This is a genomic window from Pseudoalteromonas sp. UCD-33C (assembly GCF_001306895.1).
Taxonomy (GTDB): domain Bacteria; phylum Pseudomonadota; class Gammaproteobacteria; order Enterobacterales; family Alteromonadaceae; genus Pseudoalteromonas.
Window position 1 is genome coordinate 40,239 of sequence record NZ_LJTB01000007.1, and the last position, 21,046, is coordinate 61,284.

A 21,046-nucleotide genomic window follows, 5' to 3' on the forward strand; every position below is an offset into this window, starting at 1 on the left:
CATTTTCACAATGTGTTACAAAGTTTTGCTGTAACTTAGCTGAAAAGCATTGAATTGCGGCGCTCGAAAACACATGATAAATAAAAATTTATTCAATTTCTAATGGATACAAAATAATGAAAAAAATAATGGGACTCAGTGCAATCGCTTTTGCAGTGTTAGCTGGTTGTTCTTCTACTTCTACCACAACGCCTCCTGCAGCTAATACTAACCTTATTCCTGACTCGTTAGTTATCAGCCCAAACGACACCCGTGAGTACAAAACATTAAAACTAGATAACGAAATTGATGTAATTTTGATTTCAGATCCTAGTGCTGAAAAATCAGCTGCTGCTTTGAGTGTAGGCGTTGGTTTATTGCACGACCCTATGTCGCAACAAGGCATGGCGCACTACCTAGAGCATATGCTGTTCCTTGGTACAGACCGCTACCCAGACACTAAAGGTTACAGTGATTTCATGACCAAAAATGGTGGCGCACATAACGCTTACACCTGGTTAGATATCACAAACTACATGTTCAAAGTAAACAATGATGCCTACGACGAAGCACTTGACCGCTTTGCTGATTTCTTTAAATCACCAAAGCTTTACCCTGAATACACAGACAAAGAAAAAAATGCGGTAAACGCAGAGTGGTCAATGCGTCGTGAAATGGACTTTTTTGGCCAATTTAAATTGGCACGTCAAATGATGGGCTCACACCCTGCAAACCGTTTCTTAATTGGTAACCTAGAAACTTTAGGTGACAAAGAAGGCAGCAATCTGCATAAAGAAACCGTTGCTTTCTATAACAAATATTATTCATCGAACATTATGAAAGTGGCGATGATCTCAAATCGTCCACTGGCTGAAATGGAAGCAAAAGCTAAACAGTATTTTGCTGATATTGAAAACAAAAAAATCGAAAAACCAACGGTGACTGATAAGTTAGACTTTTCTGTTGCTGGCGGAAAGCGTGTTTACTACTCACCAAATGAAGATGTAAAACAACTACAGTTAGAGTTCACAATTGCTGATAACAGTTCACAGTTTGCGGTTAAACCAAATCGTTTTGTTTCATACCTTTTAAGTAACGAAATGCAAGGCAGCCCAGCACAAATACTACGTGATAAAGGTTGGGTATCAGGTTTATCGTCTTCTGCTTCACCAACGCAATATGGGAACTACGGAAGCTTAACAGTTGATATTGAATTGACTGATGCCGGCATGCAAAACCGCGAAGAAATTGTTGCTATGGTTATGCAATATATTGCACTTATCAAAGATCAGGGTGTTGATAGCAAATACTTTAATGAAATTCGTACATCGTTAAACAATTCGTTTCAATTCCTCGAAAAAGGAGATGAGTTTGGTTATGTAAGTAACTTAACTGATAGCATGCAAAAGTTCCCTGTGAACAACGCAATTAACGCACCTTATTATTATGCAAAGTTTGATGCAGATGCGGTGCAAAATGTCCTTTCGCAATTAAACGAAGATACTTTACGTATTTGGTATATTTCAAAACAAGAAGAGACAGATTCACAGCTGCATTTTTACGATGGTAAATATCGTATTGAAGATATCAGTGAGTCAGAAGTTGCAAGCTGGAATAAACCAAGTGAATACGCGTTAGCATTACCAACAGTAAACCGCTTATTACCTGAAAGCTTTGCAATTAAAACAGCTGAGTTTAAACAACAAGCGCATCCTGAACTGGTATTTGATAAGCAGGGCGTTAAAGTTTGGCGTCAAGCAAGTCAGCAGTTTGCTGAGCAGCCTAAAGGTCTTGTTGAAGTTTACATTAATACGCCAGATGCCCTTGAGAATGTAAAATCACAGGTTCTTTACTCAATTTGGGCTGATCTTTATAACTTACAACAAAGTAAATTAAGCACAGAAGCCGCTGTTGCAGGTATGAGTTTAGGGTTACAGCCAAGTAATGGCCTTGTGTTATCGCTTAGTGGTTTCACTGATAAACAAGATGTACTTTTAGCTCAGGCCCTTGAAAATCTAACGTTAGATGTGTCTGAAGAAGGTTTTGCCCAAGCAATCGATCGTTTTAAGCGTGACTTACTAAATCAGCAAAAGCAGTTCCCATTCTATCAAGCATTCGGTGAGTACTCTAAGCTTACTCGCAGTGGTAAATTTGATACAGAAACCTTGATTGCAGCGGCAGATGCACTAACCCTTGCAGATTTTGCGGCTATTAAACTATCAACACTTGCTGAAAATGATTTACGTGTATTCACGTTTGGTAACTATAACCAAAACGATGTTGAATCTATTGCGAGTAAACTAACCGCTATTTTACCAAAAGGTCATAAAGCGACGGAGTTTGCCAGAAGTAAAGCCTGGTTACCTCAACCTGGTGAGCGTATCGTTTTACAAAAAGATATTGATGTAGCTGATGTAGCAATCATTGACATGGTTGTTCACCCAACCCCTGGCTATAAACAAAAAGCACAGGCACAAATTTTACAAAGCCACTTTAGAACCGTAGCGTTTGATAAGTTACGTACTGAAGAGCAACTTGCTTATGCGGTTGGTGCGTTAGCGCGTCCAATCGAAGATTATTCTGCATTAGGTCTTTACATTCAAACACCGGTTAAAGGCCCTAAAGAGATGCAGGCGCGCTTTGATGAGTTTAAAAAGCAATACGCAGTTGAGCTTGATAACATGACAGAAGAAACATTTGCACAACTTAAAAATGCAACGCTTGTGTCTTTAAAAGAGCAACCTAAGAATTTAAGTGATGAAATGTCGCCACTTATTACAGACTGGTATCGTGAGAACTTTAAGTTTGACTCTAAAGAAAAGCTTATCGCTGAAGTTGAAAAAGTAACCTTGGCTGATCTGAAAGATTATTACAAGAAAACGATGCTCAATAGTGAAGCTGCGCGTTTAAACATTCAAATGCGTGGTAGTAAGTTTGCAGACAAGCCATTTGCAGATCTGAAAAGCCAAACAAAAGTCGAAAACTTAGAAAGTTTTTATAAAGGCATTAAATTCCAAAACTAATTTAATAGTTGATAAACAAAAGCCCAAGGTATTGCTTGGGCTTTTTAATTTATGCGATAAGCAAAAATCCTATAAATGCAGCAGTTGCGGCAACTAAGGTATAAGGCAGTTGCGTGATAGCATGGCTGACTAAATCACACCCTGAGCCTTGTGCAGCAAGTACGGTGGAATCTGAATAGAAGCACGCTTGACTACCAAATGACGACGCTGACAATAAAGCGCCAATCACTAAAGGAATATTGGCATCAATTGCGTAAGCCAGTGGCATTACAATAGGAATAGTTACTGCGAAAATTCCCCAGCTTGAACCTGTTGCAAAAGCAAGGACTGCCATTGCTAAAAAGACCACGGCAGGTAGGTATTGTGCTGTCATATAAGGGCTCAAGGTATTAATGACATATTGCGGTAGCATTAATTGGTCACACACATCTTTAAATATAAATGCAGCAACCACAGTCCCAATAGCGGGGATCATGCTTTTAAAACCATCTAGCATACGCTCAACGAGTTCTGACAATGTCATCAACTTTTGTAACATATAAAAAGGTAAAACAACGGCAAAGGTTGCCAGCAGCCCTTTATAGACGTCAATGTCAAAGTAAACAGTAAACGCAACAAGTAAAACTATCGGTACTAAAAAGTTATAGAGTTTGCCGTTTGAAGCTGCTGTTTCAAAGTTTTCTTCTGCTGCTTTTACTGCGTATTCATCCGCTGTTTGAACATCTGTGTACTGGCTATTTGATATTTCGATTTGATTATTCATGGCACGTAGTTGTGCTTTTTTCATCGGACCAAAAGCAGGAATGACATTTAAGCTAACTAGTAATACCACAATGACTGTAAACCAAGCATATAACATGTAAGGTATTGCTTGGATATATACAGCAATACCTTGGCCTTCTGATGCAACATTATTATCAACTAACAAGCCTCCAAAAAATACAGCCCATGTCGATAACGGTACAAGCACACAGATAGGCGCAGCCGTTGAGTCAACAACATAAGCGAGCATTTCGCGGCTAATTTTAAACTTATCGGTGATACGCTTCATGGTTTCACCGACGGTTAATGCATTTAGGTAATCATCAATAAAAATAATCACACCTAGCACAAAGGTCATCACTAACGATGAGCGCTGGCCTTTGGCAAACTTTAAGGCTAATTCTGCGAAGGCACTTGCCCCCCCGGTTCTTACTAATAAAGCGATTAATGCACCAAATCCACCACAGACTAAAATTAGCCAGGCAATGGTTTCGTCTTGCATTACTTTTAATGAAATATCAGCAAAATTGGCTAACACAGCGGTTGGACCTAGCATGGCTAAACCAAACAAAGCACCAATTAGTAAAGATAAAATAGGGCGGCGTAAAAATACGGCCAAAACCACCACCAATACTGGCGGCAGTAAACTTAACGCAGAAGGTTCTTGCATTATATTTTTCACACAGTTAAGCAATGCGAGATTGCTTACAGAAATCAAAAGTCTATAGACTCAAGTAACTGCTTTACGCGAACACACTTTTATGGACCCATTAGGGAAAGTGCCTGCGTTGGCTGGCGCCAGACAGTATAGAGGGTATACTGCTTTTGTTTTGCCCAAAACATCGCAAGAAAAATAATCCTGAATATTAATTTAGTCAATAACAATTTTTATTGGAGTGATAATTACTTTACACTCATCAATAACGTCACTTTTTATTAATTGAGCAAAGGGGTTATGGCATTTTCAGACACTTATAGACTCAGTAGCCATGCGGTTATCACCAATAACCAAGGTCAGGTGTTATTACTAAAAGCTGATTACGGTCAAAAAAGTTGGGGGTTACCTGGCGGAGCTTTAGATAAAGGTGAAACCATTCATCAAGCATTACTACGTGAATGCCAAGAAGAACTTAATTGTGACGTAGATATCGCTTATTTAAGTGGCGTTTATTATCACACAGCATTTAACTCTCATGCGTTTATTTTTCGTGCTTATATAGCTGATGACGCTGAGATAATGTTGAGTAATGAGCACACTGAGTATGGCTATTTCGATATTGACGAGTTATCTAAAGTACAAAAAGAGCGTGTTCTAGACTGCCTTAATTTTACCAATGATGTCGTTAGTAAGGTGTTTTAATATATGTTAGATATATACTTACGTGCCGGGCAGCCTGATGATGCGACTTTTATCGTTGAGCTTTTGAACCAAGCAACATTTTTAGAGCACATAGGTAATAAAAATATTAATACGCCCGCACAAGCTGAACATTATATTCAACAAACATTTATAAATAGCCACCAGCAATTGGGCTTTGGCAGTTATATTGTATGTTTAGCTGATGATACACCGGTTGGAATGGTAGGGCTCTTTCAGCGCGATGCGCTAGCTATTCCCGATTTAGGATTTGCCTTGTTAGCTAACTATGAAGGCAAGGGTATTATTACATCTGCTGCTCGGTTATTGATGGCAAAAAAACACGTATTAGAGCTTGGTGTGCTTGCTGCAATAACCTCGCAAACAAATATTGGTTCACAGAAGGTGTTACAGAAACTTGGTTTTGAATTTATAGGCGATGTCATCATTAACGATGACAATCAGCCTCTAAAACTCTTATTAAAGAGCAAGCTTTGATACTTCGTTTGCAACCTGTTTGTTGACCTTTAGCCACGTTGACTCAAGTGTTGCGACAAGCCCTTCGTAATCACTGTCTTGTAGTGGTGTAAGCTCATTAAAGTAATTGACTGCCTTTAACTTTCGGCCAGATTCAGGGTTTGTATAGTACAAACGCCAAAGCCCAGCAATGTTGGCATTGCCTTGCTCATCGCCGTTGAAGTGATGTAGCTCATATTCTAATTCATAGAAACTTTGCTGATCTAAATCGGTGATCACCGGTAAACCTTTTATTACCATCCAATTATCAAGCTCAGTGTAAAGCTGTTGATGGGCACTGGCGGTTAACATTAAATCAGGTGATTCGCTCCATAAATGGTAGTTAGCAGCATTGACTCGGTTGTTGTCGAGAACCATAGCAATACCACGATTATTAAGCGCACCACGTAGCTGTACGGTATTAATTCTGAGCTGAGCTTGTGTATTCTCAGCTAAGCGCTGCATTGCAATAATTGGCTGCGAAAATTGATAATACTCAATAGTCGAGAATGACGTTTGACTGCAGGCCGAAAGTAATAGCGCTGATGCAACTGAAGCACAGAGTTTATAGTTCATTATTGTTTCCTCGGCGTTGGGTCTGCTGGTAGCTCTTTATCAAAGATCAACATATTAGGTTGCTGGTTTAAACCTCTTGTGAGTGGCTGCAGCTCTTCACTTAAACGTTTAAATTCAGATAAAGTTGTTTGCAACTGCTGGTGGAATGTTGAGCCTTGCTCATAACTTGCCATAGTTTTTTCAAATTGTTTCATTGTTTTATCGAACTGTTGCATGCTCTTAGTCATTTCTGCAAAGTTGCGATTAATATCACCCGGTAAGTCTTGTGTATCTTGCTTATTTAGTAGCTCTCTCATGTCATGAGCAAGCGCTTGGTACTCGGCAAAGGTGGTCTGCATTTGTGCCAAGCTATCTTCAATTTTAAGGTTATTTACTTTATTCAATACATCAGAGACTTGGTCGGCTATGACTGTAATACCGCTTGATACACTCGGGAATACGGTATATTCAGCTATCGTCTTTAACTCGGCGGGTTCTGCGTTATCGTAAATATCTAAGTCAACATACACCGCACCAGTGAGTAAGTTACCTGGCTTTAAAGAGGCTCGAAGACCATTTTTGATCCAGCCATCTAAACTCGAATACCAAAACTCGCGTGCTGCTGTACTGTCGTGGTAGAGACGCCCATACTCAATTTTTATTAGGGCAGGTACTGCGGTGTTATCGGTTCTAAAGTGTGCAGGCTTACCATCTATTATCACACTTGCAGGTGCTTCAACTACACTACCGATGCGCATACCTCGGTATTCGACAGGAGCGCCAGCGCGTAAGCCGCGAATTGATTGCTCAAAGTCGATTAAGTAGTAGTCAAAATCGTAAAAGCGTTCTTCTAAGGCGGCTTTGTAACTATTACTTAATGAAAAGCTATGGCCGTTACTGGCAACTTCACCGGGCGCTTGTTGCTCAGGAATACCAACAGAAATACCGCCTTTGAGCAATTTACTTAACGAGCCTGTATTAACATTAATACCATCTGCAGAGAGGTCTATTTCGATGCCTGAGTTTACCCAGAAAATAGAGTTTAAGGTGATCAAGTTTTGATATGGCTCATTGATAAAAATGCCATATTTCATCGCTTGATTCTTCCAATCAAAGGTGGCGGTTTCTATTTGGCCAATTTTGTAATCTTTAAAGTAAATACCGGTACTCACATCAAGCACTTCTGCGTTATAACTTAATAGGGTGAAGCGCCCACCTTTTACATCTTTACCAATTAGAGCCGGTTCATCTTGTAGCTCAAATCTTTCGGCCAGCTTTTTACTCTCTCCCGGTGCAAATTCTAAATACACACCAGAGAGTAAGGTACTCATGCCGCTTATGCCGGTATCGTCAATCCGTGGTTTTACCACCCAAATTTTCGCATCATCTGTGAGTAAATCGTCGTAATGTTTATCGATTTGCGCCCGTGCGATAACGCTATTTTGTTTATCTGATAAACGAACATGGTCGATTTGGCCAATCTTCACGCTACGTACTTTTATTTCCGTTTTACCGGCCACAATACCTTCTGCATGAGGCATTTTGATAAAAATGGTGGTGCCTTTATTTGCTTGATACTGGTACAACATCCATGCGCCGATTAATAAGGCAATAACTGGAATGATCCAGATTGCTGATATATTTGGCGCTGTTTTTATTTTAGCGGTTTCGCTCATGCCAAGGTCTCTTGTTTCGCAGTACTTAAGTTATCTGGGTTATCCCACAATAAACGTGGATCAAACGCATGGGCTGCCAACATCTGGCAAATAACCATGGTTGTAAAAAATATTGTGCCAATGCCAGGTGTTACTGACATTAAGTTTCCGAGTTGCACTAAGGCTACTAGAATCGCCACAACAAATACATCGATCATTGACCATTTACCAATAAATTCAGTCAATTGATAGATACGTGTATAGCTTTTAGTTTGTCTGTTTGCTGGCCTCATCACCATAAAACATAAAAAACTTAATATTAGCGCTTTGGCAAGGGGAACAACCACACTCGCTAAAAAGATGATCATTGCGATAGGGTACGAACCACTATTCCATAAAATCATTACGCCACCAATAATAGTTGATGGAGTTTCATCGCCAAGGCTTGTGGTGTACATAATAGGATAGACATTGGCTGGAATATAACAGGCCACTGAGGTTAATAACCACGCTGCGGCTTTTTGCACACTAAAAGGATTACGACTGTAAGTTTTAGAGTCGCAGCGTGAACAGATTTCGGTCGCACACAGTTGCCCACAAACATGACATGCTCTTAATCCTTGATCAATAGCACGCGTGTTTGGCTTTGTTTGCTCTATGTATTCAGGTTCTTTTAATTGTTGCCATAAGGTGTGCTTATTTAATTTTGCTGTGGCTGCCACATAACAAATAACAAAAGCGCTATAGGCCCAAAAGCTTACACCAAATTCAATATCGGCCATCGACATGATTTTTACCATACTGACCATCACGCCAATTAAAAAAATCTCTGACATGATCCAAGGTTCTAACGCAAAGGTGGTTTTTAACAGTCTTTTTCCCCATTGATATGGTAACGCTTTTAGTAAGCCTAGATGTAGTGGAATTATGAGTACTAATAAAAGAAGGGGCAGACCAATAATACTGGTGTCGATGAACAAACCTAAAAAGTCGTTGTCGTAATTAAAGAGAATACGAGCGGCATCGGGTAAGGTGATTGTTTGGGTAATACCACTACTGGTAAAAGACAGGAATGGATAAAACATACTACTCAGTAGCATAACAATAGCACTTAAACTTAGTGCGACCACCATACTATCTTGGTTAGCTTGCGATGCCGAAAGCTTTGTATTGCAATGAGGGCATATTGCCACTTGTTTTGCACTTAAGTGTGGGATCTCAATGACAAGATCGCAGCTAGGACAGGCTGTTTGCAAACTTTGGGTCTCTTAAACAAGAACTTAGTTAAGTTTGCATCAAATAGTGTATAAATTCAAATGCACCTTTGTTTAATATAAGCTAATATTTGTACAAAGCGATTACGCTTTTTAATACATTTAATTCTTTAAGGTGAGCAGTGAAGCAATTATTTATCCTTTTAATGTTGTTTGTTAGTGTTAAAGGTGAGTGTTTATCTGAGCCAAATACGCAAAAAACCATTGTTGTTGCTGCAAGCGCCTCTTTACCTCCTTATGTTATAGAAGACACTAACAGTGGCATTCAACTCGAAATATTGAAAGCTGCTTTCAAATCGCAAGGCATTTCTAATATCGATATCCATTACATGTCTAATAAGCGTGCTGAGCAGCAACTTATGCAGGGCAAGGTTGATATTGCGCTGAACTTTCCACCTGTACTTACTTCACATGTATATAAGAGCGATGAACTTCTCCGCTATCAAAATGTGGCGGTTAGCCTTGCTGATAAAGATCTTAAGATTAGTAGTATCTACGATTTAGCAGGTAAAAGCGTGCTTGCCTTTCAAAATGCGACTAATTTCATTGAAGCGCCTTTTAAATCGGTTACTAACATTTTGCGTTCTTACGAAGAAGTAGTTAACCAAGAAGCGCAAGTTGATCACCTTATGAAAGGCTGGGTCGATGTAATTATCCTAGAGCGCCGAGTGTTTTTATACTATCTAGAAAAATACAAACAAAGCGCTGAGGTTAAACCTTTTATTGTGCATGCAATTTTTAAAGAAGCACCAAGACCTGCGTTCTTTTACAGTAAAACCTTAAAAAACATCTTTAATTTGGGTCTTGGTGAGATCATTGAGTCAGGCCAGTACCAAGCAATTATTCGCCTTGATGGTACTGAGTACGCGCAACTTTCAGAGCCTGAGTTACGCGAATAACGCGACGGTTTGGCGGCTCAGTGCAATTAGCTTTCCGCTTTCACTCCAAATACAACCATCTTCTAGCCCATAGCCATCCTTACTATGATGTGTAACTGCTTCGTAGCCAATCCAAGCATCATGGGCAATTGCAGGCTCTTCAACAAATTCTATGTACCACGACATGCTACTTGCTGGTGCAGGTTGCTTATACATCTGTAATAAGGTTGGTGGCCATGCATCTGTTAGGGCGATGATATGGGCTTCAGTCATTTGCTCTGGCACATGTTTGAATTTCATCCAGCCACCTAAATGTGAGGTGTCTGCTCCAGAGAATGGCATATTACCGTCTTGTAAACACAGTGCCACATGTTGGAAAAATGCCGGCATCACGCCTTCTTTATAAGGTAGGATGAAACGCTCATCAACCGGTTTTAGCTGCATAGTTTTAGTTACATCTACACGAACATTGGACTGACGCTCAGCCCCAAAACAGGCTTGTGTAATAACACAAACATCGCCATTTTGAATCACTTTTGCTAGTACCTGCGCACTGTTTTTGCCTTCACGTAAGACTTCAACGTCGATTGAAAAATCATTGTCAGCGATTAACGGGCCAACAAAGTTAGTGCTTAAAGATAGTAAGCGGCGAGAGCTATCGATATGCTGACGTATAGCTTGATATAATAAAGCTGCAGATAATCCACCAAACGCTGTGCGGCCTTGGCACCAGTTTTCTGGAAACTGCATTACTTTTGTTTTGTCTTTGCCTAGTTCAGTTGCCATGGCGAGTAATTGTTCAAAATGCATAATTTTCCTTAACATTTATTGTTATGGTGTTTGTTATAGCATAGCCAAAGTCATCAGACCAGTTTGTTTATCCTGCAAGCAGGCTGAGAAAACAGCGCTTTTTGTGGAAAAAACGTCCATTTCGAAAATATTTCAAAAAAAAGTAATTTTTTTTCATTTTTACAGTTGAATTCAGTTTCCTGCACCCCTATCTACTAGTCATCGAACGTTTTAACGAATTTTGAAGTTGGAGAAGATTCATGGGTAGAATTATTGGAATCGATTTAGGTACTACTAACTCTTGTGTAGCAGTACTAGACGGTGATAAAGCACGCGTTATCGAAAACGCGGAAGGCGATCGCACAACACCATCGATCATTGCATATACGCAAGACGGTGAAACATTAGTTGGTCAACCTGCAAAACGCCAAGCAGTAACTAACCCAACTAACACATTATTTGCAATCAAGCGTCTAATTGGTCGTCGTTTTGAAGACGAAGAAGTACAACGCGATATCGGTATCATGCCTTTTAAAATTGTAAAAGCTGATAACGGTGATGCATGGGTTGAAGCACGTGGCGAGAAACGTGCTGCACCACAAATTTCAGCAGAAGTGCTGAAAAAAATGAAGAAAACAGCAGAAGACTTCCTAGGTGAAGCGGTTACTGAAGCAGTAATCACAGTACCTGCATACTTCAATGATTCACAACGTCAAGCAACTAAAGATGCTGGTCGTATTGCTGGTCTTGAAGTTAAACGTATCATCAATGAGCCAACTGCCGCTGCACTTGCATACGGCATGGACAAAAATAAAGGTGAAAACGTTGTTGCAGTATATGACTTAGGTGGTGGTACTTTCGATATCTCTATCATCGAAATCGACGAAGTTGAAGGCGAGCACACGTTTGAAGTTCTAGCAACTAACGGTGACACTCACTTAGGTGGTGAAGACTTCGATAACCGTGTTATCAACTACTTAGTTGAAGAGTTTAAGAAAGATCAAGGTATCGACCTTAAAACTGATCCACTTGCAATGCAACGTGTTAAAGAAGCTGCTGAAAAAGCGAAGATTGAACTTTCTTCTGCACAGCAAACAGAAGTTAACTTACCGTACGTGACTGCCGACGCAACTGGTCCTAAGCACATGAACGTTAAAGTTACTCGTGCAAAACTTGAGTCACTTGTTGAAGACTTAGTAACTAAGTCAATCGAGCCACTTAAGCGTGCACTGGCTGATGCTGACTTATCAGTAAGCGACGTAAATGACATCATCCTTGTTGGTGGTCAAACACGTATGCCTCTAGTACAAAAAACAGTTGCTGAGTTCTTTGGTAAAGAGCCTCGTAAAGATGTTAACCCAGATGAAGCAGTTGCAGTAGGTGCAGCGATTCAAGGTGGTGTACTAGCTGGTGACGTTAAAGACGTACTACTACTTGACGTATCTCCGTTATCACTAGGTATCGAGACTATGGGTCAAGTAATGACAGCTCTAATCGAGAAAAACACGACGATTCCTACTAAGAAATCACAAGTTTTCTCAACAGCTGAAGACAACCAATCAGCGGTAACGATTCACGTACTACAAGGTGAGCGTAAGCGTGCAAGCGATAACAAATCACTAGGTCAATTTAACCTAGAAGGTATTCGCCCAGCACAACGTGGTACTCCACAAATCGAAGTAACATTCGACGTAGATGCGGACGGTATCTTACATGTATCTGCTAAAGATAAAGATACAGGTAAAGAGCAGAAGATCACAATCCAAGCTTCTTCAGGTCTAAGCGACGATGAAGTAGAAAAAATGGTTCGTGATGCTGAAGCGCACGCTGAAGAAGATAAGAAATTCGAAGAGCTAGTATCAACTCGTAACCAAGCTGATGCAATGGTTCACGGTACACGTAAGCAAATCGAAGAAGCGGGTGATGCATTACCTGCAGAAGATAAAGAAGCAATCGAAGCTGCACTTACAGAGCTAGAAGCGGCGATTAAAGGTGACAACAAAGAAGAGATTGAAGCGAAAACGCAAGCTCTTGCTGAGAAGTCACAAAAGCTAATGGAAATTGCACAAGCTAAAGCACAGCAGCAACAAGGCGGTGCGGATGCAGGTGCTGAGCAATCTTCTGCAAAACAAGACGACGATGTTGTTGATGCAGAGTTCGAAGAAGTGAAAGACGACAAGTAATTGCTTGTTTCGCTTCTGCCTAACGCAATAATGGCTGCTTTGTTTAGCCAATTAAGTTAGGATGAAATGATTGAGGCGCGCCAGCGATTTCGCTTGACGCGCCTTTTGCATGTATATAAACGGTAAATTGATAAGTTGCTAATCATCTTAAATGGTTATGACCATAATACGATTTGTATCAGTCGATTTACCTTACGCAGTGTAGCTGCAGTAAAAAGAGTAGTGTGATAGATATGTCAAAAAGCGATTATTATGAAGTTCTCGGCGTGAGCAAAGATGCCAGCGAACGAGACATAAAAAAAGCGTATAAGCGCTTAGCGATGAAATATCATCCAGACCGTACCGCAGGCGATAAAGACCTTGAAGCTAAATTTAAGGAAGTAAAAGATGCCTACGAAGTACTAACTGATCCGCAAAAGCGTCAAATGTATGATCAGTACGGCCATGCAGCCTTTGAACAAGGTGGTGGCGGTCATGGCGGTGGCTTCGGCGGCGGTCATGGTGATTTTGGTGATATTTTCGGTGATGTGTTTGGAGATATCTTTGGTGGTGGCGGTGGTCGTCGTCAATCGCGTCAACAACGTGGTTCGGACTTACGTTACAACATGGACTTAAGCCTTGAAGAGGCTGTTCGTGGTAAAGATGTCGAAATTAAAGTACCAACCTGGGTTAGCTGTAAGCCATGTGACGGTAGCGGTGCAAAAGCTGGTTCTAAACCAAAAACATGTACTACCTGTCATGGTGCAGGCCAAGTACAAATGCGCCAAGGTTTCTTCGCGGTTCAGCAAACGTGTCCTACGTGTCAGGGCACAGGTCAAATTATTTCTGATCCATGTGACAGCTGTCATGGTCAAGGTCGCGTAGAAAAAACTAAGACCTTATCAGTTAAGATCCCAGCAGGTGTTGATACAGGTGACCGTATTCGTCTATCGGGCGAAGGTGAAGCGGGCATGCATGGAGCACCAGCAGGTGATTTATACGTTCAGGTTTCTGTACGTGAACATCCGATTTTCCAACGTGATGGTAATAACCTGTATTGTGAAGTGCCTATTGGCTTTACAACAGCAGCCCTGGGCGGTGAAATTGAAGTTCCGACACTGGATGGCCGTGCAAAACTGAAGATCCCATCAGAAAGCCAAACGGGTAAGATGTTCCGTATGCGTGGTAAAGGCGTTAAGTCTGTACGTAGTGGCGCTCAAGGTGACTTGATCTGTAAAGTGGTTATTGAAACGCCGGTTAATCTTAATGATCGCCAACGTGAATTGCTTGAAGAACTTGAGCAAAGCATGGGTAAAGATGGCTCTAAAAACCGTCCAAAAGAAAAAGGTTTCTTTGACGGTGTTAAGAAGTTTTTCGATGACCTAACTAAGTAACTCTAGTTAAGTAACTTTAGTTAGAGAGTAAAAAAGGCGCTGATAAGCGCCTTTTTTATTGGTAATTGTCTGCTTTAATGATCTAAGAATAAGTAGTTTTGCCAACTTTTCATTCTGATCAATACTTTACGCATTACTGATACGTGCTCGAAGTGTTCTGAATAAACAGCGACTTCTGTGCTTGTCCCCTGTGGTAGGTGATATTCACTCATGTCGTCTGTGATTTTTAAGGTGACAATTGCGCGGCCTTGGCGAGCAAAAAACTCAGTGCCCATCAGTGTACCTTGTGCTTGTACTTGCCCTTCACCAATAGCTGGTAATACATCGATTACTTCACCCGCAAAGGTTTTGCCAGGAATAGCTTTAAAGATAAAGTCTGCTTTGTAGCCTGGTTCAAGTCTTAATAGTGAATTTTGTCTAAATGCAGCGACGTAAACGGTATCTTCTTTGTGCACAAAGGTCATTACTGGGCGTAGTGGCATTGGTACTGCAATCATCCCAGGGCGTAATGTTAGTTGTGTAACATAGCCATCGGTAGGTGCATAAACGCTTGTGCTGTCTAAGTTAAATTGAGCTTGCTCTAAATTAGCGCGAGCTGCGGCAATTTTAGTTTGTTCGCCGTTTATTTCAGACTCAAATGCAAGTTTTTGACGTAACTCTTCGGCCTGTGCTGCTTCGTAACTTGCCTTCGCTGCTAAGTATACACCTAATTTATTATCAACTTGGCCTTTTGAGTAAGCACCGCTTTTTGCGCCTTTTTCATAACGTTCGTATTCTTTCTTACTACGATCATATTCAGCTTTAGCCATTAGGGCACTGGCTTGTGCTGATTTATAGGCCGCTTCTAAACCGAGGACTGACTGTTTTGCATCTTGCAAAGCGGCAATCGCTTGATTTAGTTTGGCTCGATATAAGGTATCGTCTAGGCGAAACAGTAAGTCACCTTTTTTAACAGGCTGATTTGGTTTTACTGCAACTTCTTCAACGGTACCGCGTACATTTGGCACAATAGGTGTTGTGACATAGGCACTGCTGGCCATATTTGAATGTGGGTGGTTATAGTTCATTAACAGGATCAAAGCGCCGATCAGCACCACACCACCAAGTACCGCGGTGGGTACCGTCCATTTATTAAGTGGGATTTTAAAAACTTTAAAGATACCAATGCACAATGCGGTATAAGTGAGTATTAATAACAAATCCATAGTTTATTTCTCTTTATTATTCGATTGAGCATTTATTTGTGCTTGTAGCGCTGCCACTGTGGCTGTCAGGCTAGCTACTTTCTCTGCTAAGTCTTCCTGTTCCTTTTGGATCTGGTTAAAACCCCAACCGCGGTCATCACGCCATAATGTCGCCCAAACCCATAAAAACGGCCACAGCACGTGTAGGGTGAATAGGCTAACCCAGCCTGCATAATGGATGGCATCTTGATGAGGGTGATTTCGTTTCTTTGCAATTTCGTAGGGAATATCGTGAATGGCAATAACACCATAAAATATTACTACCGTTACAAACACTAGCATGACCAGCGCAAAGTAGTCTAAAAACATGTACTTTCCTTTGTTTAACTTATAATCAATTTAATAATACGTGAAATTTACCTAATTCCTAGTCGGTATTTTCAGATTTAGTTCAGCACAACGTAGTAGTCGGTATCAGCAAGACAACGACATAAAGTCACATCCTCTGAAAATGTAGTGTTTTGTATTCGGCCTTTTTCTAAGCCAAGCGTATGGCATTTGCTTTGACAATCCATGTAGGCATTCCATGCTAGGTATTCGTTGCACACAAAATTCACTGCATACAATAGGGTGAGTATGATAAATAATTGTTTGGCTAGATAGAGCCCTGTGTGTCTAGACATGCTGGTTACCCTGCCCAGGATTCATTACTTTAGTGTAGTCGAATTAGGCCTATTTAGTGTGTTTTGTAGCGGTTTTTCTATTGCCTTATATTCCTTGTTCACGGTATGTTTTATAAAGTGACTGCTAATTAATTAGTTATAGGAAAATCAATGACGCCGGCTATAAACTTACTGAAGAAGAAAGGTATTAGTTTTGATGTGCTTAGTTATCAGCATGAGCCTTCGCAACAACAGTTTGGCCTTGAAGCGGTTGAAAAGCTAAAGCTGCCCGCTGAGCAAGTATTTAAAACCTTAGTACTTGAAGATGCTGACCACCAGCTTTTGGTTGCTATTGTGCCAGTTAGTCAACAAGTTAACCTGAAAATGCTGGCAAAGGCGGCAAAGGTTAAAAAAGTACAAATGGCTCCACAACAAAAAGTCGAAAATACCACAGGTTATATTTTAGGTGGAGTAAGTCCGCTAGGTCAGAAAAAGCGCCTTAATACCTATGTGCATCAATCTGCAGATAGCTTTGACGTGATGTATGTTTCAGCTGGTAAGCGAGGCCTTGAGATTGCATTGGCCCCTAAGGATTTATGCAGTTTACTAAATGCTAAGCAGGCAGACTTTTAGCAATGTATTTTTGGTAGGTTATGCCAGCGGGTTGTGTAATGAGGCGATAAGTACGCGCGTTTCATATGCCAGCGGGTCGTAGGAGTTTCGCTGGCTATGGCAAGGGTACCCACGCCATAACGGGTGTTAATGTTATCAAGACACTTCATCAGTTTAGGGTTATCGATAGGCGCTTGAAATAGATCAGGTTGCTGAAATATGTGGCTTGATAACTCAAGAGCACCTACACCACATTTATAAAATCGTACCCCAGGTTTATAGAGATGATCAAATACCTCACTAATAGCATTGGCGAACACACAACTATCGGCGGTGGCGACACTAAACTCATAAATATAGGACTTTTTATAATAGCCATCTTGATGAGGAGAGCTGGCCACAAACATTAATAAACGTTGAGTCTGTGAGCCTTGCGCACGTAGTTTTCTTGCTACAATCACACAATGATTGATCAGTGCCGTTTTCAGCGCGGTGGCGTCAGTGATACGCTCTCCAAAACTACGGGTCGAAAAAATCTCTTTTTTGTCTTGGCGCACTTCATCCCAGGCTAAACAGCTTTTACCGCGTAACTCGTTCACTGTGCGCTCTAATACAATACTAAAAAGGCGCTTTATTTTTCGTGGTTCTTGTTCGGCTAAATCAAAGGCCGTATTGATATTCATTGCTTTGAGTTTTTTAGCTAAACGCCGACCAACGCCCCAAACATCTTGTACGTCCATGGCTTTTAGAATGGCTACCCGTGAAGTTTCAGAGTCAATCACTGCAACGCCATCAAAGCCGGGGAGTTTTTTCGCTGCATGATTGGCGGCTTTGGCTAGGGTTGCTGTTGGGCCAAATCCAACCCCAACAGGTAGCTTTGTTTCGCGCCATACGGTACGGCGAATATCATGGCCATAGCGATGCCAATCATGAATAAGTTTTTTGAAACCAGTAAAGTTTAAAAATGATTCATCAATAGAGTATATGTGCTGATTATCGCAAAAGCGGCCAATCACGTTCATCATCCGCTCGCTTAAATCCGCATACAGCTCATAGTTAGATGAGCGGATCACCACTTGGTTATCTTCGAGTATTTTCTTTACTTGAAAATAGGGCTGAAATTTTGGAATAGCCAGCTTTCGTGCAATAGGGCACACAGCACAAATACAGCCATCGTTGTTAGTAAGAACCACAACCGGTTTACTACGAATAGCCGGATCAAATACTTTTTCGGCGCTGGCATAAAAGGCCACCGCATCGACTAAGGCGTACATGCTAATAGCTCTTTACTACTGCGATGTAAGCGAATTGAGCGAGTGACCACGCCTTCTAATTGAAATTCATCAGATTGGCGTAGTTGCACTGCGGGGTATTTAGGTGAGGCTGATAATAACTGTGCATTGTGTTTATCTAATAGCTTACAAACAAATAAACCATTTAGATTCGCGACAATGACATCGCCATTTTTAACGTCTTCGGCGCGATCAACCAGTAACAAGTCACCATCAAAAATCCCCACACCTTGCATTGATTCGCCAGAGGCAATACCAATAAATGTTGCATCAGGGTGTTTAATCAATAGCTGATCTAATGATAAACCTAGCTCTTTGTATTGTGCTGCCGGTGATTCAAAACCACATACGCCAGCTTCGATATAAATAGGAATAACACGCATAACAAAACCACTATACTGTACATTTATACAGTATAGTGGTTTGTGGTTATCTTGCCAATAAGATCACGGGGTGTTGTGATTGATATTTTCGATCATGGTTGTGGCAATAGCGATAAAATCACGTACTTGCTGATCAGTTAAACCGTGGCAAAGTTTGGCATCAACCTCTTGCTCTGCAACTTCTAAACGCGAGAACAGGGCGTTACCTTGATCAGTAAAGGATAAAATTAAACAGCGCTTATCGTTTTCGTCGGCACATTTAGAAACCAGTTCAAGCTTTATAAGCTCTTTTACTAAGCGTGCTATTTGTGCTTTATCACGACCGGTTTTGGCAACAATATCATTGGCAGTACAGTGCTGTGTTTCGGCAATAATATGTAAACAGCGTACATGCAGAGCGTTAAGACCAAGCTCGTTGGCGTTAATGGCTTCGCGTACAGTGACACGGTAACTTTGTGCCAATGTAAATAAAGCTGAAGAAAGAGAGGTTTGTGGCATGGTTCACCTAAGTTAAGCAAGTTTGCATTAGTTGACAAAGTCAATTAAAGGCGTATAGTTGACTATATCAACTATTGGGGCGTTGTGCAATTTAACCAGCTAGGAGACCAAGATGGCTAGAAAAGTTCGTCGTGCAAACGTATTAAGTACTACACGTATTTCCCCGCATCTACAAAGAATTGTTGTTGGCTCAGAAGAGTTTGCCGATTTCCCACAAGATGCAAAAGGTGCGTACGTAAAGGTATTACTCCCGCATGCCGGTGAATCTAAGGTTGAACTTAATTTACACGCTGAGCACCCAGCATTAATGCGCTCTTACACTATTCGTGATATCAACCCCATTAGCGGTGCAATTACCCTCGATTTTGTGGTTAACCAACATCAAGGTGTGGCAACCAACTGGGCACAAAATGCATGTGTAGGCGACGAGGTAGGTATAGCAGGCCCAGGCCCTAAAAAACTCACTGATTTTACGCAAACACATTATTTAATGCTGGCAGATTTAACCTCTGTAAATGCAATCAATGGCTACTTACAAGCCCTGCCACAAGATGCCAGTGTCGATGTTATTATTCATGTTGCTGATAAAGCCGACATCATTGAACTTGAGCAAATTAAAACACATACCCAACACAGTGTTGAATGGTTAGTTACAGATGAGCCAGAAACAGATTTACTCGACCAAGTAACACGCTTATGTGCTGGCTATAACACGCAACCTATGGTGTTTATGGCATTAGAAGCAAACTTGGTGAAGGCAATTCGCCGTTTAATAACAAGCAGTTTTGAAATTGATCGTGAACACATTGTTGCATCAGCTTATTGGAAGCGTGGTATTGATGCCGATGGCCTAAAGGTGGAAAAACAGCAACAAAGCCGTGCCTAATTAGCATTTGAAAAATAGCCATTCGCTCTCATTAACTAATTATAAAGAATTAAATTTTGGAGAGCGAATGTCAGATCTTAGCAACACACCTTTTTCATTGCTTGAATTGAGCCCAATGAAAGAGCACGAAACCGTTTCGCAAACACTAGCTAACACTGTTACCTATGCACAAACAGCCGACAAACTGGGTTTTAATCGGTTTTGGATGGCAGAGCATCATAATATGCGCGGTATCGTGTGTGCCGCAACTTCAGTACTGATAGGTCATATCGCAGGTAAAACTCAGAATATCCGCGTAGGTGCAGGTGGGGTGATGTTACCTAACCATCCACCGCTGGTGGTTGCTGAGCAATTTGGCACCCTAGAGAGTTTATACCCCGGTCGCATTGATTTAGGTTTAGGCCGAGCTCCAGGTAGTGACCCAATTACCAGCCGTGCTTTACGCCGTGACGAACAACGCGCTGAACACTTCAATGATGAGGTAACGGAGCTGCAAGCTTTACTTGGCCCATATAAAGGTGACTCTCCAGTACGCGCAATCCCAGGTGAAGATACAAATGTACCAATCTGGTTACTGGGCTCAAGCCTTTATAGTGCTGGGCTTGCTGCTAAAAAAGGTTTGCCATACGCATTTGCGGGTCATTTTGCGCCGCGCTTTGTTGAAGATGCCATTGCATTGTATCGCAGAGAATTTCAACCATCTGAGGTATTAGATAAGCCATACGTCATGCTTGGCTTACCTGTTGTTGCAGCTGACACCGACGAACAAGCACAGTTTTTAGCAACCACAGCGAAACAACGTATCTTAGCACTTATGCGCGGCAAGCCACTTTGGCTTAAAGAGCCTGTTGCAACAATGGAAGGATTGTGGACAGCGCAAGAAAAAATGCAAGTTGAAAGCTTTTTAGGGCTTTCTGTTGTTGGCGGTCAAGCGAGCGTTAAGCATAAGCTGAGTATGATTAAACAAACGCTACAGGTTGATGAGTTTATTTTTACAAATGACCTGTATGAATTGAGTGACAGACAACATGCGCTGGAAATATTAGCAAGCATCATGCACTAATACGGTTTAGCAAATAGTGAATGCGTGTAATGAGTTTTTATGCGCATTGCTTAAGCCCTGACACTCATTTATTAAACGGTTTTATAGATTAAATCAATTTATATAATCCGTTTTAAGGATTG

At 41.1% G+C, this 21,046-nt stretch carries 20 protein-coding genes; 9 read left to right on the plus strand and 11 right to left on the minus strand.

Annotated elements, in window-relative coordinates; genetic code table 11:
- The first annotated feature begins 116 nt into the window (after positions 1 to 116).
- Positions 117 to 3,002: an insulinase family protein gene (locus tag AOG26_RS14070; RefSeq protein WP_054563075.1), complete on the plus strand. Its 2,886-nt coding sequence runs from the start codon at positions 117 to 119 to the stop codon at positions 3,000 to 3,002.
- Between the two features lie 49 nt (positions 3,003 to 3,051).
- Here the strand turns inward: AOG26_RS14070 and AOG26_RS14075 are convergent, their stop codons facing one another.
- Complete coding sequence (locus AOG26_RS14075) at positions 3,052 to 4,434, minus strand: Na+/H+ antiporter NhaC family protein (protein ID WP_054563076.1); 1,383 nt, start codon at positions 4,432 to 4,434, stop codon at positions 3,052 to 3,054.
- A gap of 285 nt (positions 4,435 to 4,719) precedes the next feature.
- Here AOG26_RS14075 and AOG26_RS14080 point away from each other — a divergent pair, with 285 nt between their 5' ends.
- Together AOG26_RS14080 and AOG26_RS14085 are read left to right on the plus strand one after the other, a co-directional pair.
- Entirely contained in the window at positions 4,720 to 5,124 is a 405-nt protein-coding gene (locus AOG26_RS14080) for an NUDIX hydrolase (protein ID WP_054563077.1), read from the plus strand.
- A 3-nt stretch (positions 5,125 to 5,127) separates the two neighbouring features.
- Positions 5,128 to 5,619, plus strand: a complete 492-nt coding sequence (locus AOG26_RS14085) for a GNAT family N-acetyltransferase (protein WP_054563078.1) — start codon at positions 5,128 to 5,130, stop codon at positions 5,617 to 5,619.
- On the opposite strand, the gene AOG26_RS14090 is transcribed toward AOG26_RS14085, so the two are convergent.
- The 3 genes from AOG26_RS14090 to AOG26_RS14100 are packed head-to-tail and all read right to left on the minus strand — an operon-like array spanning position 5,602 to position 9,103.
- The gene (locus tag AOG26_RS14090; protein WP_054563079.1) at positions 5,602 to 6,213 is read right to left on the minus strand and encodes a PqiC family protein; all 612 of its coding nucleotides are present in this window, start codon (positions 6,211 to 6,213) and stop codon (positions 5,602 to 5,604) included. The genes AOG26_RS14085 and AOG26_RS14090 overlap by 18 nt on opposite strands.
- Entirely contained in the window at positions 6,213 to 7,868 is a 1,656-nt protein-coding gene (gene pqiB, locus AOG26_RS14095) for an intermembrane transport protein PqiB (protein ID WP_054563080.1), read from the minus strand. The genes AOG26_RS14090 and pqiB overlap by 1 nt, the downstream gene beginning before the upstream one ends.
- On the minus strand, positions 7,865 to 9,103 hold the full coding sequence (locus AOG26_RS14100) for a PqiA/YebS family transporter subunit (protein WP_054563081.1): 1,239 nt from the start codon (positions 9,101 to 9,103) through the stop codon (positions 7,865 to 7,867). The genes pqiB and AOG26_RS14100 overlap by 4 nt, the downstream gene beginning before the upstream one ends.
- A gap of 140 nt (positions 9,104 to 9,243) precedes the next feature.
- Between AOG26_RS14100 and AOG26_RS14105 the strand changes: the two genes are divergently transcribed.
- A complete protein-coding gene (locus AOG26_RS14105; protein ID WP_235575500.1) occupies positions 9,244 to 10,020 on the plus strand; it encodes a substrate-binding periplasmic protein in 777 nt (258 codons plus the stop codon).
- On the opposite strand, the gene AOG26_RS14110 is transcribed toward AOG26_RS14105, so the two are convergent.
- Positions 10,009 to 10,809: a thioesterase family protein gene (locus tag AOG26_RS14110; protein WP_054563082.1), complete on the minus strand. Its 801-nt coding sequence runs from the start codon at positions 10,807 to 10,809 to the stop codon at positions 10,009 to 10,011. The two genes, AOG26_RS14105 and AOG26_RS14110, sit on opposite strands and share 12 nt — an antisense overlap.
- A 239-nt stretch (positions 10,810 to 11,048) precedes the next feature.
- On the opposite strand from AOG26_RS14110, the gene dnaK reads away from it, so the two are divergent.
- A complete protein-coding gene (dnaK, locus tag AOG26_RS14115) occupies positions 11,049 to 12,971 on the plus strand; it encodes a molecular chaperone DnaK (RefSeq protein WP_054563083.1) in 1,923 nt (640 codons plus the stop codon).
- A gap of 233 nt (positions 12,972 to 13,204) precedes the next feature.
- Positions 13,205 to 14,344 (plus strand): molecular chaperone DnaJ, encoded by a 1,140-nt coding sequence (dnaJ, locus tag AOG26_RS14120; RefSeq protein ID WP_054563084.1) that lies wholly within the window; start codon positions 13,205 to 13,207, stop codon positions 14,342 to 14,344.
- A 74-nt stretch (positions 14,345 to 14,418) separates the two neighbouring features.
- On the opposite strand, the gene AOG26_RS14125 is transcribed toward dnaJ, so the two are convergent.
- The 3 genes from AOG26_RS14125 to AOG26_RS20730 all read right to left on the minus strand — a co-directional run bounded on the left by AOG26_RS14125 (position 14,419) and on the right by AOG26_RS20730 (position 16,211).
- Positions 14,419 to 15,549 (minus strand): HlyD family secretion protein, encoded by a 1,131-nt coding sequence (locus tag AOG26_RS14125; protein WP_054563085.1) that lies wholly within the window; start codon positions 15,547 to 15,549, stop codon positions 14,419 to 14,421.
- 3 nt (positions 15,550 to 15,552) lie between these two features.
- Entirely contained in the window at positions 15,553 to 15,897 is a 345-nt protein-coding gene (locus tag AOG26_RS14130; RefSeq protein ID WP_054552213.1) for a DUF3302 domain-containing protein, read from the minus strand.
- 77 nt (positions 15,898 to 15,974) lie between these two features.
- A complete protein-coding gene (locus AOG26_RS20730; protein WP_130167504.1) occupies positions 15,975 to 16,211 on the minus strand; it encodes a hypothetical protein in 237 nt (78 codons plus the stop codon).
- Between the two features lie 150 nt (positions 16,212 to 16,361).
- Between AOG26_RS20730 and ybaK the strand changes: the two genes are divergently transcribed.
- Complete coding sequence (gene ybaK, locus AOG26_RS14135; protein WP_054563086.1) at positions 16,362 to 16,823, plus strand: Cys-tRNA(Pro) deacylase; 462 nt, start codon at positions 16,362 to 16,364, stop codon at positions 16,821 to 16,823.
- Here the strand turns inward: ybaK and AOG26_RS14140 are convergent.
- The 3 genes from AOG26_RS14140 to AOG26_RS14150 form a co-directional block, all read right to left on the minus strand.
- Positions 16,820 to 18,076 carry a Y-family DNA polymerase gene (locus AOG26_RS14140; RefSeq protein WP_054563087.1) on the minus strand — a complete coding sequence of 419 codons (1,257 nt, stop codon included), beginning with the start codon at positions 18,074 to 18,076 and terminating at the stop codon, positions 16,820 to 16,822. The genes ybaK and AOG26_RS14140 overlap by 4 nt on opposite strands.
- On the minus strand, positions 18,064 to 18,477 hold the full coding sequence (locus AOG26_RS14145; protein WP_054552219.1) for a LexA family protein: 414 nt from the start codon (positions 18,475 to 18,477) through the stop codon (positions 18,064 to 18,066). The genes AOG26_RS14140 and AOG26_RS14145 overlap by 13 nt, the downstream gene beginning before the upstream one ends.
- A gap of 63 nt (positions 18,478 to 18,540) precedes the next feature.
- Complete coding sequence (locus AOG26_RS14150; protein ID WP_054563088.1) at positions 18,541 to 18,975, minus strand: MarR family winged helix-turn-helix transcriptional regulator; 435 nt, start codon at positions 18,973 to 18,975, stop codon at positions 18,541 to 18,543.
- A gap of 112 nt (positions 18,976 to 19,087) precedes the next feature.
- Between AOG26_RS14150 and AOG26_RS14155 the strand changes: the two genes are divergently transcribed.
- Together AOG26_RS14155 and AOG26_RS14160 are read left to right on the plus strand one after the other, a co-directional pair.
- Entirely contained in the window at positions 19,088 to 19,861 is a 774-nt protein-coding gene (locus AOG26_RS14155; RefSeq protein ID WP_054563089.1) for a siderophore-interacting protein, read from the plus strand.
- A gap of 67 nt (positions 19,862 to 19,928) precedes the next feature.
- The gene (locus tag AOG26_RS14160; protein ID WP_054563090.1) at positions 19,929 to 20,924 is read left to right on the plus strand and encodes an LLM class flavin-dependent oxidoreductase; all 996 of its coding nucleotides are present in this window, start codon (positions 19,929 to 19,931) and stop codon (positions 20,922 to 20,924) included.
- The last annotated feature ends 122 nt before the right edge of the window (positions 20,925 to 21,046 follow it).